The sequence below is a fragment of the Actinopolyspora alba genome (assembly GCF_900112765.1).
GTDB classification, from domain to species: Bacteria; Actinomycetota; Actinomycetes; order Mycobacteriales; family Pseudonocardiaceae; genus Actinopolyspora; species Actinopolyspora alba.
Genome location: NZ_FOMZ01000004.1, coordinates 133810 through 149077, shown reverse-complemented (window position 1 = coordinate 149077; position 15268 = coordinate 133810). Strand labels below are relative to the sequence as shown.

At 68.1% G+C, this 15268-nt stretch carries 14 protein-coding genes and 1 tRNA gene; 4 read left to right on the top strand and 11 right to left on the bottom strand.

All coding sequences use genetic code 11. The features are described from left to right. Positions 1–68 precede the first annotated feature (68 nt). The 8 genes from BM150_RS07035 to BM150_RS07000 form a co-directional block, all read right to left on the bottom strand. On the bottom strand, positions 69–947 hold the full coding sequence (locus BM150_RS07035) for a helix-turn-helix domain-containing protein (protein ID WP_092925309.1): 879 nt from the start codon (positions 945–947) through the stop codon (positions 69–71). A gap of 163 nt (positions 948–1110) precedes the next feature. After that, entirely contained in the window at positions 1111–2010 is a 900-nt protein-coding gene (locus tag BM150_RS07030) for an alpha/beta hydrolase (protein WP_092925646.1), read from the bottom strand. 284 nt (positions 2011–2294) lie between these two features. Further along, positions 2295–4136 (bottom strand): sodium/solute symporter, encoded by a 1842-nt coding sequence (locus BM150_RS07025; RefSeq protein ID WP_092925307.1) that lies wholly within the window; start codon positions 4134–4136, stop codon positions 2295–2297. Continuing rightward, positions 4133–4525, bottom strand: coding sequence for a hypothetical protein (locus BM150_RS07020; protein WP_092925305.1), 393 nt, complete (start codon positions 4523–4525; stop codon positions 4133–4135). Before BM150_RS07020 ends, BM150_RS07025 begins: the two co-directional genes overlap by 4 nt. 36 nt (positions 4526–4561) lie before the next feature. Continuing rightward, positions 4562–5485, bottom strand: a complete 924-nt coding sequence (locus BM150_RS07015; RefSeq protein ID WP_092925303.1) for a LytR/AlgR family response regulator transcription factor — start codon at positions 5483–5485, stop codon at positions 4562–4564. 670 nt (positions 5486–6155) lie between these two features. Further along, entirely contained in the window at positions 6156–7064 is a 909-nt protein-coding gene (locus BM150_RS07010; protein ID WP_092925301.1) for a S49 family peptidase, read from the bottom strand. An 86-nt stretch (positions 7065–7150) separates the two neighbouring features. Further along, a complete protein-coding gene (locus BM150_RS07005) occupies positions 7151–8572 on the bottom strand; it encodes a histidine kinase (protein WP_092925299.1) in 1422 nt (473 codons plus the stop codon). A gap of 111 nt (positions 8573–8683) precedes the next feature. Further along, a complete protein-coding gene (locus BM150_RS07000; RefSeq protein WP_092925297.1) occupies positions 8684–9121 on the bottom strand; it encodes a DUF983 domain-containing protein in 438 nt (145 codons plus the stop codon). 282 nt (positions 9122–9403) lie between these two features. Here BM150_RS07000 and BM150_RS06995 point away from each other — a divergent pair, with 282 nt between their 5' ends. Together BM150_RS06995 and BM150_RS06990 are read left to right on the top strand one after the other, a co-directional pair. Then, positions 9404–9805 carry a PPOX class F420-dependent oxidoreductase gene (locus BM150_RS06995; protein ID WP_092925295.1) on the top strand — a complete coding sequence of 134 codons (402 nt, stop codon included), beginning with the start codon at positions 9404–9406 and terminating at the stop codon, positions 9803–9805. A gap of 197 nt (positions 9806–10002) precedes the next feature. Next, positions 10003–10077 (top strand) — tRNA-Gly (locus BM150_RS06990). Positions 10078–10293: 216 nt separating this feature from the next. On the opposite strand, the gene BM150_RS06985 is transcribed toward BM150_RS06990, so the two are convergent. Next, the gene (locus tag BM150_RS06985) at positions 10294–10503 is read right to left on the bottom strand and encodes a dodecin (RefSeq protein ID WP_092925293.1); all 210 of its coding nucleotides are present in this window, start codon (positions 10501–10503) and stop codon (positions 10294–10296) included. Positions 10504–10733: 230 nt separating this feature from the next. Here BM150_RS06985 and BM150_RS06980 point away from each other — a divergent pair, with 230 nt between their 5' ends. Continuing rightward, positions 10734–11342: a lytic polysaccharide monooxygenase auxiliary activity family 9 protein gene (locus BM150_RS06980; protein WP_092925291.1), complete on the top strand. Its 609-nt coding sequence runs from the start codon at positions 10734–10736 to the stop codon at positions 11340–11342. Between the two features lie 370 nt (positions 11343–11712). Here the strand turns inward: BM150_RS06980 and msrA are convergent, their stop codons facing one another. Beyond that, positions 11713–12369 carry a peptide-methionine (S)-S-oxide reductase MsrA gene (gene msrA, locus BM150_RS06975; protein WP_092925289.1) on the bottom strand — a complete coding sequence of 219 codons (657 nt, stop codon included), beginning with the start codon at positions 12367–12369 and terminating at the stop codon, positions 11713–11715. A 97-nt stretch (positions 12370–12466) separates the two neighbouring features. After that, positions 12467–13759, bottom strand: a complete 1293-nt coding sequence (locus tag BM150_RS06970) for an acyltransferase family protein (protein WP_092925287.1) — start codon at positions 13757–13759, stop codon at positions 12467–12469. Between the two features lie 260 nt (positions 13760–14019). On the opposite strand from BM150_RS06970, the gene BM150_RS06965 reads away from it, so the two are divergent. Then, positions 14020–15267 carry a hypothetical protein gene (locus tag BM150_RS06965; RefSeq protein ID WP_092925285.1) on the top strand — a complete coding sequence of 416 codons (1248 nt, stop codon included), beginning with the start codon at positions 14020–14022 and terminating at the stop codon, positions 15265–15267. The last annotated feature ends 1 nt before the right edge of the window (position 15268 follow it).

The window sequence follows — 15268 nt, the reverse complement described above, 5'->3', positions numbered from 1 at the left end:
CGCTCCGGTAGGAGCCGACCAGCCCCGCGTTCCCGGGAACGCCCCGGGGGGCAGGGCACGCCTCGATGTCACGGCCGGTCTCCTCGCTCCTCGGCCGAATGCCGGTGCTCGGCGGCCCAGGAGGCGAGGATGCGCAGTCGCTCGTGGGTGGGGGACTCGGGTTCCGCGGTCCAGGTGACCAGCTGCTGGTCGGGGTCGGTCGCACAGGTCAACGTGTCCCAGTCGAGGTCGAGGTCCCCGACGACCGGATGGTGCAGCGTCTTGGTGCCGATCCGCTGACTCGCGACGTGGTGGGCGGCCCACCACCGCCGGAACTCGGTGTCGCGCACGGACAGCTCACCGACCAGCTCCACCAACCGCGCGTCGTCCGGATAGCGGGCCGCTTCCCTGCGCAGCAGCGCGACGCTCGTGTGCGCGACGGTCTCCCAGTCCGCGTAGAGCCGACGCATCGCCGGGTCGGTGAACAGCAGGCGGACGTAGTTGCGGTGGTTGGCGGGCAGCTGCCCGAAGTCGATCACCAAAGCCGCCGCGAGGGGATTCCAGGCCAGGATGTCCATGCTCCTGCCCAGCACGAAGGCCGGGGTGAACCGCAGGTCGTCGAGCACCCGCCGCAACGAGGGCCGCACCCGCTGCCGCGTTCGGCGGCGTGGTCGCGCGGCCTCCTTGCCCGCCAACTCGCTCAGGTAGTCACGCTGGTCGTCGTCCAGCCGCAGCACACTGGCCAGCGAACCGAGCACGGAGGCGGAGGCGGGGATACGCCCCTGCTCCAGCCGGGTGTAGTAGTCGGTGCTGATCGCCGCGAGTTGGGCGACCTCCTCGCGGCGCAGCCCCGGCACCCGCCGGACCGCGCCCGTGTCGGGCAGGCCCACCTGGTGCGGACCCAGCTCGGCGCGCCGTGCCTTGAGGAACTCCCCCAGTTCGCCGCGCCGGGTGTTCCTGCCGCTCATGGTGAACCTTCCTCTCCGGCACGCTCGCGGTCCGTGCTGGTAATGGTTCTCCCACGTCGTGCTCTCGCGCGGAAGGTCCGACATCGGGTGAGCTGTTCGATGTCGGACCTCCCGGGACGGGAACAGACGGGAGATTCCACCGCGAGAACCCGCGACGGGCGACTCAACGAGCTCCCGCTAGGTGCCGTCCGAAGAACTCGGTCAGCTTGGCCACGGCCTCGTCGACGGGCTCGTCCTTGTCGTAGAGGTCGACGTGTCCGGCGCCCTCGATGGTGTGAAGCTCGGCGGTCTCCCCCGCGTTGGCGACCGCCCGCCTGCTGTGCGGCAGGGTCGCGGCCTCGCTGCCCGCGATCATCAACAGGGGTCGTGGGGCGATCTTGCCGACCTCGGCGTAGGAGTCGTACTGATCCAGCACGTCGGCGCTGCGCGCCACCCACTCGTTGGTGGAACGGGGGTGCCGACCACGTGGTGTCCTGTAGTACTCGTGGAACTCCCGCACCAGCGCCGGAGTCGAGTCGTCCACCTCGTTCGGCACCGCGCTCACCAGCGTCGCCGGTTTGCCGGCGGCCTCCTCACCGCGCAGCCGTCCCGCCTGCTCGACCATCGCGCGCCAGCCCTCGGGATCACCGTCCCGGAAGAAGCTCGGCACGTCCGCACCGCTGACGGTGGCAACGGCCTTCATCCGGTGATCGGTCTGCGCGGCGTACGGCGCGTAGCCCCCCGAACCGCAGATCCCCAGCACACCGATGCGCTCGGCATCGACGTCGGCGAAGGTGCTCAGGTACGACACCGCCGCCCGGAAGTCCTCGGCCCGCTGGAACGGGTCCTCCAGTCCGTGTGGCTCGCCCTCGCTCTCGCCCTGGTACGCCGCGTCGAAGGTGAGCGCGACGAAGCCTCGCTCGGTCAGGCGCCGGGCGTACAACGCCGCGGACTGCTCCTTGACCGCTGTGGTCTGGTGCCCGACCACGATCGCGGGCGAAGGCTCCGACGACGAGGTGTCCGGGGTGAAGAGCTGCCCCGCGAGCAGCAGTCCGCTGCTCTCGAAACGCACGTCGGTCATCATGTTCGTCTCCGGTGATTCGTGAGGAAGTCCGTCGTCCACGCCGGGGTGTGGCTCCCCGACACCGGCGGATTCACATCCGCCCACGACCCCAATGTGCGCCGTGTTCGCGGGGGCGGGCAGGGACGACTTCATCCGGGGAAGAGTTTGTCCCCCTCACCCGTGCGCCGCACGGCAGAGCACCGGACAACCGCGGCGCGGCTGATGACCGGGACGCCGTGACAAGACAATCCTCCGCCGGGAGCGCGCGGAACGGACGGTTCTCCGGCCGCGGCGGACTGTCGCGCTCAACGGCGACGACGCCTGCCGCCTCTGAGGCGGTGACGACCGTTGGAACGGTTCGGGACGGTCGCGGGCTCGTCGTGCTCGGCGGCGTGGTGATCGGCCGAACGGTCCCGTGTGAACCCGAGCCGGTCCGGGGTGTGCATGCGCAGCATCACGCGACCGGTGTTCTCGGGAACCCCTCGCGAGGTCAACTTGCTCACCAGCACCGTCACCGCGAAGGCGAGCGGAACGGTGAACGCCGCCGGCTGCAGCAGCACCGCCGACCACCAACCGTAACCGTCCCCCAGGAACGCACCGGTGAACACCGCGAGCAGCACGAGACCTCCGCCCACGACCAAACCGCTCATCGCTCCGACCGCGGTGAGCCCGCGCCACCAGATACCGAGCACCAGCAGGGGGAAGAACGTGGAGGCGGCCATGGCGAAAGCCAGCCCCACGCTCTGCGAGATGTCGCGGCCGATCGCTATCACCGCCAGCGCGGCGGGCAGGATGCACGATCCCAGCGCGACCAACCGGAAATTGGCGAGTTTGCCGGGCAGCAGGTCGGTGAACAGCACCCCGGACACGCTCATCACCAGCCCGGATGAGGTGGACAGGAAAGCCGCGAAGGCGCCCGCCGCGGTGATGGCCCCCACCAGCTCCCCCGGCCACCCCTGCAGCATCGCCGTCGGCAGCAACAGCACCGCGGCGTCGGTTTCGCCGGTCACCAGCAGTTGCGGCACGTAGAACCGGGAAAGCACGCCCAGCACGGTCGGGAACAGGTAGAACAGCCCCAGCAGACCCAGCACCACCAGCGTGGTGCGCCGTGCGCTGTGCCCCGTGGGGTTGGTGTAGAACCGCACCAGCACGTGGGGCAGCCCCATCGTCCCCAGGAAAGTCGACAGGATCAGCGAATAGGTCTCGAAGAGCTCGTAGGAATCACCGTCCTGCGGCGACAGCCAGGCGCGGTTGTTCGGCTCCGCGTCGGCGACCACCGGAACCGCGCTGCCCTCGGGGAAACGCAGCTCGGAGTCCGCGCTCACCGAGTGCATCCCCGGCGTGAGGTACACCGTCCCGCCGGTCGGCTCGTCCTGCCGAACGGGCCCGCTGAGCCGTTCCGGCCCGGGACCGGACAGCACCTTCACCCACACCGCTCGGGTGACGCGCAACCGCACGTCCGTTTCGATGTGGACGGTGGTGGCCCGCTCGAACACCGGCGACGTGGGTTCGTCCAGCCCACGCCGGTGCTGCGCGTCGTGCCCGAGGAACGCGAAGAACAGCACGAAAACGGGCACCGCTATCGCGAAGAGCTTGACGCCGTACTGGAACGCCTGCACCAGGGTCACCACGTGCATCCCGCCGCTGAGCACTCCGACGAGCACCACGATCGCCACCAGCACGATGCCGCCCGCGTAGGAGATACCGGTGACCGTGGACAGGGTCACGCCCGCCGCCTGCAGCTGCGGCACCAGGTACAGCCAGCCGATGAGCACCACCAGCACGGTGGCGAGGGTGCGCACCCGTCCGGAGTCCAATCTGACCTGCGCGAAGTCCGGCAGGGTGTAGGCACCCGAACGGCGCAGCGGCGCGGCGACGAACAGGATCAGCGCCAGATAACCCGCCGTGTAGCCGATGGGGTACCAGAGCGCCTCGATGCCGTCCTTGAGCAGCAGCCCGGCGATGCCCAGGAACGACGCGGCGGAGAGGTACTCGCCCGCGATCGCGGCGGCGTTGCGCTCCACACCGACCATGCGTCTGGCCAGCAGGAAGTCCGAGGTGGTGCGGGCACCGCGCGATCCCCACACCGCCAGTCCGAACGTGCCGACGGCGATCAGCACGACACCGCCGAGAGCCCACGGATTCACCGCTGCACCAACTCGGCGAACTCGCGTTCGTGCCGCTCCGCCTCACGGGTGGCTATGTAGCCGATCAGCAGGATGAACGGGAAGGGCAGCACCCCGAGGACGAGCCACGGCAGCGGAATGCTCCACAACCGGATCTCCGACAGGACGGGAACCCAGCGCAGCAGCAGCGGAAGCCCACCGAGCACCAGCACGCTGACGCCCGCCAGCAGCAGCGAGGTACGCAGCTGGGCCCGCACCAGCCCACGCACCATCGCCTCACCCATGCTGCTCTGGTCCTCCAGATCGATGATGGCGCGGGGGACCCGGCGTTCGCCGCGCCGGTCCGCGAGCACGACCCGCTTACGACGTGGGGGACGCTGCTGCGAAGCGGATGTCCTGCTGGAAGTCACGTTCGTCGACCCTCTTCGAAGTGATGGCCGGCTGGGTCATTCCCGGGGTTGCCGGGGTGAGCGCACCAGCCGGTCCTTGAGTTCCCTGGTGTGCCTGCGACTGACCGGCAGTTCGCGAGTCTCGCGGTACTGACCTCCGGCGATCAACACCGAATACCCGGAGGATGACATGCGCAGCTCGTTTATGAGGTTCAACGAGACCAGATAGGACCGGTGAATGCGGACGAACCCGGCGTCCGCCCACTTCTCCTCCAGCTGTGCGAGCGGAATCCGCACCAGGTGGGAGCCCTCGTCGGTGTGCAGCCTCGCGTAGTCCCCCTGAGCCTCCACCCAGCGCACCTGGGAACGCTGCACCAGGCGGGTGGTGCCGCCGAGCTCCACCGGTATGACGGAGTGGTCGTCCTGCCCGCCCGGTTCGAGCGCCGCACCGGTCGAGCCCGCGTTCAGCGCGGCGCGGTCACCGGAGCCCTCTTCCAGCGGCGTGCTGATTCGCTGCACCTTGCGCAGCGCCCGTTCCATCCGTTCCGGACTGGCCGGTTTCATGACGTAATCGATGGCTCCCAGGTCGAACGCCTCCAGCGCGTTCTCGCCGTGGGCGGTTATGAACACCAGGGCGGGAGCGTTCTCGAACGAGAAGAGCACCCTGGCGAGGTCCATTCCGGTCAGTCCCGGCATCGCGACGTCGATGAAAACGGCGTCGACCAGCGGCGCGTCGGATGGGCGATCGGCGAGGTCAGGGTTGTCCTGCCGCAGCAGCCGCAGCGCCTCGGCGGCGTCGAAGGCGGTCAGCACCTTGCCGACCCGCGGGTTGCTGTTGAGCATGTCACGTGTCGTCGTGATTCCCGGCTCCTCGTCGTCGACGACGAGCACGACGAGCCCGCCACCGCCCGAACCGCCGGTACCGGAACCGGCGCGTTCGATACGACCACGGGAACCGTTGATGCGATATGGGGTACTCACGGCAACGCCCAATCCTCCCGAGCACACCGGGCACTGTCCACGGGCGACTCCAGTGAAGCTCGTGGAGTCCGCCCGCGGAACCGTCCGGAACGAACCGACCGCGGGTGAGTGGGCACACTCACCGCATTCAACCTAAGCCCCCGCATTCACGTTTCGCCGGGTGGGTACAGCCGCATTCGCACGATGGTTGCAACACTTCGCGGATTTTCCCTCTTCAGGGGGAAGCGACCGGGAGAGCCGCCGCGGTCCGGTGCCTGACTCGGCTCCTCGTCCGTACAACGTCGATTTCTCGCGAAATCGACGCCGCACTGGGGTGGTGCGGCCCCGTGGCCGTCAATTTCCCACGAAATCGCCGCGCGACCCGTAGGGACGACACCGTGCGGTTGAACAGCGCGGGTGTCTCGAGCGCGTGAGTCGGATGCATCGCGAGGCCGGGCCGCTCGCCGCTGTTCACATCGCTTCGGCGCTCCCGGCGCCGAAGCGCCACGCACGCAGGCCGCGCTCCGAGTGCCCTCGCAGTCGGCACCGCCGCGGGTTCTCGCGTGCGGCTCTCGCGAGGACGGTCCCGACGTTGTGTAGGTCGCTACCCGAGGGCGGGGCACCCGCAGCGAGAGCCGTGCGCGAGGTTCCGCCACGGAACCACCCACGACCACCGAGCCGGGAGTCCACTTCAAAGCCCGAAGCGGGACCACATGGCCCTGTTCTCGGCGGTCTCGAACAGCGCCTGCGCCATTCCGGCCGCCAACCCCTGGGTTCCACCGGCGGGACCGGTCATTCCCAACCGGGCCAGCAGCGGTTTGCGCGGTTCCACGGACACCAGGTGCGACTCGGGGAACCGACGGGACACCACGTCGCGCAGGTTGCCGAGTCCGTCCACCAGGCCCAGTTCCCTGGCTCGCCTTCCGGTCCAGACCTCACCGGAGAACAGGTCCTCGGTGGACTCGTCCAACGAGTTCCCGCGACGCTGCCGCACCCAGTCCGCGAACTGGGTGTGCAGCTCCTGCTGCATGCCCTGCAGCCACTGCACGTCCTCGGCGTTCTCGGGGCGGAACGGGTCGAGGCGGGTCTTGTGCTGCCCCGCGGCGTGCACCCGGCGTTCGACCCCTACCCGCCTGATGAGTTCCTCCATCCCGAAGCCTGCGCTGACCACGCCGATGGAGCCCACCATCGAACTCGCGTGGGCGTAGACCTCGTCCCCGGCGCAGGCGAGCCAGTAGCCCCCGGAAGCGGCCACGTCCTCGCAGAAGGTCAGCACCGGCACCTCCTTCTTCTCGGCCAGGCTCCGGATGCGTTCGGCCACCAGGGCGGACTGCGTGGCGGCGCCGCCCGGTGAGTTGATGACGAGCGCCACACCGGAAAGCCGGTCGAAGGAGAACGCACGGGTCAGTGCGGATTCCACGGTCTGCAGCGATATCGAGGGGCGGCTCACCGGTGACGGCGTCGGCGTGATCGGCCCGTGCAGTTTGACCACGGGCACCACCGGCCCCCGCTCGGCGCGCTCGGCCAGTTTTCCGGGCAGTTTCTCCGAAATCCTGTTCGAAAGCGTGGCGGTGAATTTCTGGGAGGACTTGTCGTTCATGCCCCCACGTTACTGCCGGTGGACGCACCGTTGACGACTCGACCACGGCGTGGACCGCGAACCGGGTGGCAACGCGGGTCGACGCCTCAACCCGCCGACGAGGCGTCGGAGGAGATCGCTTCCCGTACGGGTTCCTCCACTTCGGGCTCCTCGGTTCCGGACTTCCCGATTCCGGATTCCCCTGTTCCGGATGCCCCTGCTCCGGTCTCGTCCGGCGCCAGGTCGTCGGAATCGTTCCGCTCGTCCTCCTGCCGCGGCTCGGGCGCCGGGTCGGGAGGAACCTCGGGGCAGTCCATGTCCTCGAACGGCTCGCGGGCGGCGGGTCGGACGCCGGGGGCGAACTTCGGCACCCGCATTATGACCTTCATCCCCGCGTCGCGCTCGGTCTCCACGACCAGCCCGTAGTCGTTGCCGAACGTCGCGCGCATCCGGTCGTTGACGTTGCCCAACCCGACGTGTGACCCCTCGGTGTGGCTGCCCTCCAGCTCCAGTTCCAGCTCCCGGGGATCCATGCCTACACCGTTGTCGTCGACGCTGATGAGTGCCTCGCTGCCGTTGTCCTCGGCGGCCACCGAGAGCGTTCCGCCACCCGGTTTTTTCGCCAGGCCGTGTCGCACCGCGTTCTCGACCAGCGGCTGCAGCGCCAGGAAAGGCAACACCACGGGAAGCACCTCGGGTGCGATCTTGAGCTGCACGTTCAACCGCTCCGGACCGAACCTGGCGGATTCCAGCGTCAGGTAGCGGTCGATGTTGCGCATCTCGTCGGCCAGGGTCGTGTACATCTCGTTCGACCGGAAGGAGTACCTGGTGAAATCGGCGAACTCCTGGATCAGCTCCCTGGCGTGGTCCGGATCGGTGCGGATCAGCGCGGAGATCGTGTTCAGCGAGTTGTAGACGAAGTGCGGCGAGATCTGCGCCCGCAACGCCCTGACCTCGGCCTCCGCCAGCTTCTGCCGGGACACCTGCAGTTCCGACAACCGCAGCTGCGAGGTGACGTGCTCGGCCACCTCGGTGGCGGCACGGATCAACCGGCTCCGCTCCCCGGCGGTGATCAGCACCAGCGCGCCTCGGCTGAGTCCGTCCACTTCGAGCGGCACGATCACGACGTGTCGCATCAGGCAGGGACGTTCGTCGCAGACGATGTCGGAGTGGTCCACGTACTCGCTCTTGCCGGTACGCAGGGCTCGCTCGATGCTCTCGGTGATGTCGCGGTAGTGCTGGTTGGCACCACCGTCCCAGGCGAGCAGCGTCCCCTCCGGATCGACGATTCCCACGGCGAGGCAGGACAGCAAGGCACGCAGATGGGGGGCGGTCTCGTCGGCCGACTCCTGGTCGAGACCCCGGCGCAGATGGGGAGCGGCGCTGGTCACGCTGTGCAGCGCCGCCAGTGTCGCGTCCTCCTTGGACGTGCTGACTCGGCGTGAACGGCACAACATCACGAACATGCCGAGCACGGCCAGCGCGGCGATCAGGGTGAGCACTGTCCGCTCAGTCAACAGCTCGAGCACACTTCACATGTTCACGGTCATCACGCGCGGAATCAAGGAAATCACGACCAGTGAGCCTGTTCCGTCGGTGAGCGGTTCGACGTCGGACGTGCTACCCCATATGGCGGCCGATCACTCCACCGGTTGCAGTGCTCCGTTCATGTCCGGCTCGGCGTACAGCTCGATGTTGCGCGCCACCCGAGCGCTTTCCTGCCGCGCCGTCAGGGCACCGCGTACGACGCCGACCCATCGCTCCGGTGGGTGCTCGTCGGTATCGCCGGGTGTGTCCGCGATGACCGTCCACGGCCTGCGCACCAACCAGCGGACCGGGAAGAACAGGACCAGCACGAGCAGCGCCAGAATCACCCAGATCGGGACGATCACGGCGGTCGGTGTCCAGACGAGGAACGCCGCGATCATCACGAACACGATCGTCCCCATCACGACGCCGGGGGAACGACCACCACTGACATCGAGCTCCCACTCGTCGACCTGGAGCGGATCACTCCACTCGATGTTGGTCTTGAGGGTCCATTTCCGACCGTCGGAACCACGTACCGCGCGGTTCATTACCGCCTCCACGCACTGGTCTGGCGCGATCCGGGCCAGTGACGGCCCGTACCGGCTTGATCGGCAACCGTGATCCCACCGTACCGCGTGAGTTCCGCGGCTGCGTCGAACACGACCGCGGTTTTACTCTTCCGGAGGAATCGAGGTGGGATTATCCACCGGGAGCGATACCCAACCCGCAGAACCCGTGGCGGAACCAACGACGCGGGGCGGAGCACCGATACGTGAGTTGACCTCCGAAGATCGGAATCAGCTCTCGAGCAACGACTACCGGGAGATTCGATGGATCTGGACCGGGCACGTGAAATCGTGCGCGAGCAGCACCACGCCGTACTGGCCACCCGACGCTCGGACGGTGAACCACAGTTGAGTCCGGTGCTGGCCACTGTGGATTCCGGTGCTCGGATCACCGTCAGCACCAAGGCGAACACCGCCAAGGTCGCCAACATCGGCAGAGACCGTCGGGTCTGGTTGTGCGTGCTGCCCGACGAGTTCTTCGGCAGGTGGATCCAGCTCGACGGCACGGCCGAGGTCGTGCGGCTGCCCGAGGCGATGCCACTACTCGAGGAGTACTACCGCGACATCTCGGGCGAGCACGAGGACTGGGAGCAGTACCGAGCCGCCATGCGGGCCGAACAACGGGTGGTGCTGCGCATCGAACCGACGCGTGCGGGCCCGTCCTGATCGAGCGTTTCCGCCCCGTGGCGGGCACCGCGCGGAGCTCCCGGACCGCCAACGCTCCCGCCCCACGCACGCTCCCGGCATCCGCGAGAGCGGAGTGGCTCCCATGTCGGACCCCCCTTTCCCGAGCCCGCCCGGCATGGGTTAGAGTATTCATCACAGCGGCCGAGAGGTCGGCGTGAGAGCCGAATACGGATCATGCGGATGTAGCGCAGCGGTAGCGCATCACCTTGCCAAGGTGAGGGTCGCGGGTTCGAATCCCGTCATCCGCTCCATGACGAACCCGCCGGGGTTTACCCGGCGGGTTTTTCGTCGTCACACGGCCGCATTCGGTAACTCCGAGCGGTATCAAAGGTGCGGGTGCGCTTCGAGGCTCGCGGAACTCCCAGTTCGGGCGGCGTCAATTTCTCGCGAAATCGCCGCGCCCGCGGTGAGAGCCGTGCGAGAGGTCGCGCCAAGCGACCGCCTACGCGAACCGGGCGGCGAACTCCTCACTCCTCCAGCCGGAAACCGACCTTGAGCCCCACCTGGAAGTGCGCCACCTCACCGTCGGCGACGTGTCCCCTGATCTCGGACACCTCGAACCAGTCCACCTCCCGCAGCGTGCGGGACACCCGGTGGACCCCCTTGCGAATGGCATCGTCCAACCCCTGGTCGGAGGTACCGACGATCTCCGTGACCCGATAAACGTTGTCGCTCATCCCCGCATGCTCGGGGCAGTCCCCCAGCGGCGCAAGAGACGAGCACTTTCCCCACCTGACAGAGTGGTGCACTACGCCATTCGGCCTATAGGTCTAGACCAGAACCTGTTATGAGGTCTGGACCAAAGTGATGGTGATCATCCGCTCCGAATTACGCGAAACGGAGCTGACGACGGCCCGCGGCTCGTCCGTAGCTTTTCCGGTTACAACGAGCAACGAAGGGAGTACCCATGCTCACCAAACGGATCAAGCGGGCGCTCGGCATCGCGGCCTTCGCGGTCGTACCGCTGGCGCTTCCCATGGTCACCTCGGGTGCCGCTGCCGGCCACGGCTACACGCAGAACCCGATGAGCAGGCAGGCGTACTGCGCCGACGGCACGGTCAGCAACTGCGGGTCCATCCAGTGGGAGCCGCAGAGCGTGGAAGGGCCGGGTAACTTCCCCTCGGGCGGTCCTTCCGACGGGCAGCTCTGCAGCGGCGGCAACGGCCGGTTCTCCGAGCTCGACGAGCCGCGCAACGGCAACTGGCCCGCCACCGACGTGAGCGCGGGGCAGAGCCTGCAGTTCCGCTGGGAGCTCACCGCGGCGCACTCCACCGAGTCGTTCCGCTACTTCATCACGAAGGACAGCTACAACCCGAGTGAGCGGCTGACCCGCAGCGACCTGGAACTGCAGCCCTTCTTCACGGTGGACTACAACGGTGCGCAGCCCGACTTCACCGTCACCCACACCGGTCAGCTGCCCAGTGACAAGAGCGGCAAGCACCTGATCTTCGGTGTTTGGGAGGTCGCGGACACCGCGAACGCCTTCTACACCTGCTCGGACGTCAACTTCAGCTGACGTCGACGCGGCGGCGCACGCCGCGCACGACCGGGTCCCGGCAGCACGACGTGACGGGAACCCGACCGTGGTCATCGAGAATCCGTCCCGGCGCCACCGTTGCGGCGCCGGGACGGATCACGTCCGGCCGGATGCCCCGTCCCCTGTGGGACGGGCGCCCGGTCCTCGGGGGAGCGTAAATTTCTCGCGAAATCGCCGCGCCGGGTCGGTACGGGCGGCGTCAATTTCTCGCGAAATGTACGTGGCACGGGAGGTGCCGCCCCACGTGGCTCCGGAGTCGGACCACCGAGGCCCAAGCCACCGGGGAGTCAGACCACCGGGGAGTCAGACCACCGGGGAGTGATGCCGTCGGGGTCAGACGGCCAGGGGTTCAGACCGCCAGCCCCGTGGGGCAGGCGACCCCGGTCCCACCGATCCCGCAGTAACCGTTCGGGTTCTTGCTCTCCGAAAGGTACTGCTGGTGGTAGCCCTCCGCGTAGTAGAACTCACCGAGCGGTGCGATCTCGGTGGTGATGTCGCCGTGCCCGGCGTTCGTCAGCGCTCGCTGGAACTGTTCCCTGCTTGCCTCGGCCACCTCGCGCTGGCGCTCGTCGACGGTCAGGACGGCCGATCGGTACTGCGAACCGACGTCGTTGCCCTGCCGCAGCCCCTGGGTGGGGTCGTGGTTCTCCCAGAACACCTTGAGCACACCGGCGTAGTCGATCACTTTCGGGTCGAACACCACGAGCACGGCCTCGGTGTGCCCGGTCATACCGCTGCACACCTCCTCGTAGGTCGGATTCGGGGTGTAGCCACCGGCATAGCCCACGGCGGTGGTCCAGACGCCCTCGGTTCGCCAGAAGGTCCGCTCCGCACCCCAGAAACACCCCATGCCGAGCACCGCGCGTTCGGTCCCCTCCGGGAAGGGGCCGACAATGGTGCGATCCGGATACACGGCGTGCCGCTCGGGGACGTTCAACGGAGTCGAACGCCCCGGGAGTGCCTCGGTGGGCTCGATCATGCGGGTCTTGTTGCCGAACAGTGCCATACCCCGAGGTTACAGCGATTACCCGCCCGACGAACGGTTGTGCGGCCCGAGTCTCGGGCGGCGCCGCCCGCCCCGTGGTGGGAGTCGCGCGTAGCGCTCATCCCCGGGGGCGATCGGGAGGCCCGGCAACCCGGCGACCCGCACGGGAACCGGGGGAAGGAGGCACGCGAGGCAGGGCGGGCGTGGTGCGTTCCTCGGGAGCTTCCACCGGAACTGTCGGCAGGGTGCCGATCGGCTCGGTCGGCGGGTCGTCCCCCTGGACGTTCGCCGGGCCGACCGGCGGAGCATCCGTGTCGGCCGGGGCAGCGCTCGGTGCACGACGCGGCGCGATGTAGTGCCGCAGTCGCATGGTGGGTTCCTCGACGAACTTCCACGACAGCGTGCCGACCACGTAGGCGGTCGGCGCGGCCAGCGCGAGCAGCACCCACTGGTTACCGATCCCGACCAGCACGAGGGTCTGCTGGATCGGAAAGGCCCAGACGTAGACACCGTAGCTGCCGTTGACCCACACTCCTGGGACGCGTGCGCGGGCGGGCCAGTGGTATCCGAAGACGATCACCGCGTAGCTGACCGCGATGGTCATCCAGAACGCGGTGGCCTCGCTCATCGGCATGGTCACCAGGGCGAGCAGTCCGGCCCCGGCGGCCAGCGGTGAGCGCGGAACCGGGTAGAGCCGCAGCACGACCCCGATGGCGAAGGCGACCAGGAAGGACAGCAACGGCTCGACGGGCACGCTCAGCAACGATCCCGCGGAGTCCGGCCCCGGATCGTGCGCCGTTCTGCGGTCCACCACGACGAGCACCACCAGAGCCAGCACCGTCAACCAGCGGTTGCGGTGTCGTGCCGCCCCCACCAGCAACAGCAGCCACAGTCCCGCATAGGCGATCAGTTCCATGGGAAGTGTCCACAGTGAACCATTCACCTGGCCTTCCCACGGGTTGTTCACGAACACCCCTGGCAAATGGTGCCGCAGTGTCAGCATCCCCGTGTTTCCGACGACGTAGCCCCAGGTCTCCCGCGCGGCGAAGTACTCGGCCGACGGCAGCGCTGTGACCAGCGGCCCGAGTACGAGCACCGCGAACAGCGAGACGGTCAGCATGGGCGGCCAGAGCCGGAGCACTCGCTTGGCGGCGAATCGAGCGGGGTGCGGATCGTTGACCCAGCTACCGGTTATCTGGAAACCGCTCATGGCGAAGAATCCCATGAGCAGCCCGTGGTCGGGCTGCACCGGCCACTCGGGTGGGAACATGTCGTTGCCGCTGACCAGCGGATAGCTGTGACCGTAGACCACGACGAGTGCACCGATCATCCGCAGCCACGCGAACCCGTGGTCCGGTGGGGCGAACCGTTCGGGATGCGTGCGTTCGGCGCGCGGCACGCTTTCACCCATCCCGTGACCTCACCATACGACTGCGGTTGCTCGGAGTAGCTTAGCGATTACGGCAACGACACCGTCCGGGATCGGGTGACCTGCCGCCGGGCGGCGACTCGGCGAGAACCACGAACGACGATTTCCAGTATCGCGGACTCCGCGAACGGTCTTCTCACAAGGATCGTTTTCGGGTAGTGACCACAAGACACCCGTGGAGGTGCGAGGATGGGACCGGTCGCGATTGGGGCGCGGCCGTTTGATCCGGAAAGGGCTCAGCGGTGACCTGGCAAGACGAGCTGCAACAACTGGACGCGGAACTCACGGCGGGACGCATCTCCGCCGATGAGTACCGACAACGGCGCGACGCCGTGTTGGGCCGTGCCCAAGCGGAGCAATCGGACAGTCCGTCCGGTGGGTTCCCCGCACAGCAGCCCGATCCGGGCGAGCAACACTCCTGGCCGCGGCACTCCGTCGACCCCGGGCAGAGCCCGGGCGGATACGGCGGGCAACCGGGCCCCCAGCAGAACCCGTTCCCACCCGCCTTCAGCTGGCAGCAGTACGGCGGGGACCCCGAAGGGCGGTCCGACAGCACCCAGGTGGTACGAAACACCGGAGCGCAGCCCCCGGGCGGGCAGCAGGACCACCAGCAGCAACCGCCCAGCCCACCGCACGGTTGGCCCAGTCAGGGGCAGTACCAGCAGGCACGCCCCGACGAGCAGTTCCAGTGGGGCCAGTACTCCTGGGGCGCGGGCAGCGGAGGAAGCGGCACCCCCTGGGGCAACTCGGAGTTCACTCCCGAGCACGGCGACCAGAGCTGGCTGCGACAGGGGCCCGAGGTCTTCGAGACGGTGGGCGGTCCCGCCAAAAAGGGCAAGACGGTGGGGTTGTACATCGGTGGGCTGCTCGCGATCGGCGTCGCCGTCGCGGTGGTGTTCTACTTCCTGTCATCACAGGCCCCGCCGCAGGCGAATCCCCCGCAGGAGACGAGCAGCTCGCCCACTTCGACGACTCCGCCGCTGCCGGAACCACCAGCCGCCAAAGCGGCACCGGAAAACGCCGCGGAAGTACTGATCCCGCCTCCCGACGGCAAGCCCCACCCCTTCAACGGGCCGTTGGGCAGGAAGGCGCTGTCCGGACAGCACTCGGGTGCCCTGATCACCCCGGTACGCGAGTTCGCGCTCAACAACGGCATGATCGACGGTCGCTACTCCGGAACCGACGCCGAGGGAGTTCCGGTGCGTACGACGATGATCGCCGTCAAGATGCCCGACGAGGGCGCCGCCGACGGACTGACCCAGCGGTACCTCACCCAGCAGGAAGGGCTGAAGATCATCGACGAGCTGTCCTACCAGGGCGTCGAGGTCTACTCCGCGGGCGACACACTGCGGACGGCCTACACCAGTCACAGCTGGACCGTGATCCTGGACGTGCAGGCGGTCAACGCCTCGAACAGCGATGCCCGCGCGCTGTTCGAGAAACTGCTGACCGACCAGCTCGCGAAGACTCCCCCGACGATCCGCGAGTGAC

Coding starts and splice junctions, on each gene's coding strand:
- BM150_RS07035 (WP_092925309.1), bottom strand. CDS start 947: ATGAGCGGCAGGAACACCCGGCGCGGCGAACTGGGGGAGTTCCTCAAG.
- BM150_RS07030 (WP_092925646.1), bottom strand. CDS start 2,010: ATGATGACCGACGTGCGTTTCGAGAGCAGCGGACTGCTGCTCGCGGGG.
- BM150_RS07010 (WP_092925301.1), bottom strand. CDS start 7,064: ATGAACGACAAGTCCTCCCAGAAATTCACCGCCACGCTTTCGAACAGG.
- BM150_RS07000 (WP_092925297.1), bottom strand. CDS start 9,121: ATGAACCGCGCGGTACGTGGTTCCGACGGTCGGAAATGGACCCTCAAG.
- BM150_RS06995 (WP_092925295.1), top strand. CDS start 9,404: ATGGATCTGGACCGGGCACGTGAAATCGTGCGCGAGCAGCACCACGCC.
- BM150_RS06985 (WP_092925293.1), bottom strand. CDS start 10,503: ATGAGCGACAACGTTTATCGGGTCACGGAGATCGTCGGTACCTCCGAC.
- BM150_RS06980 (WP_092925291.1), top strand. CDS start 10,734: ATGCTCACCAAACGGATCAAGCGGGCGCTCGGCATCGCGGCCTTCGCG.
- msrA (WP_092925289.1), bottom strand. CDS start 12,369: ATGGCACTGTTCGGCAACAAGACCCGCATGATCGAGCCCACCGAGGCA.
- BM150_RS06970 (WP_092925287.1), bottom strand. CDS start 13,759: ATGGGTGAAAGCGTGCCGCGCGCCGAACGCACGCATCCCGAACGGTTC.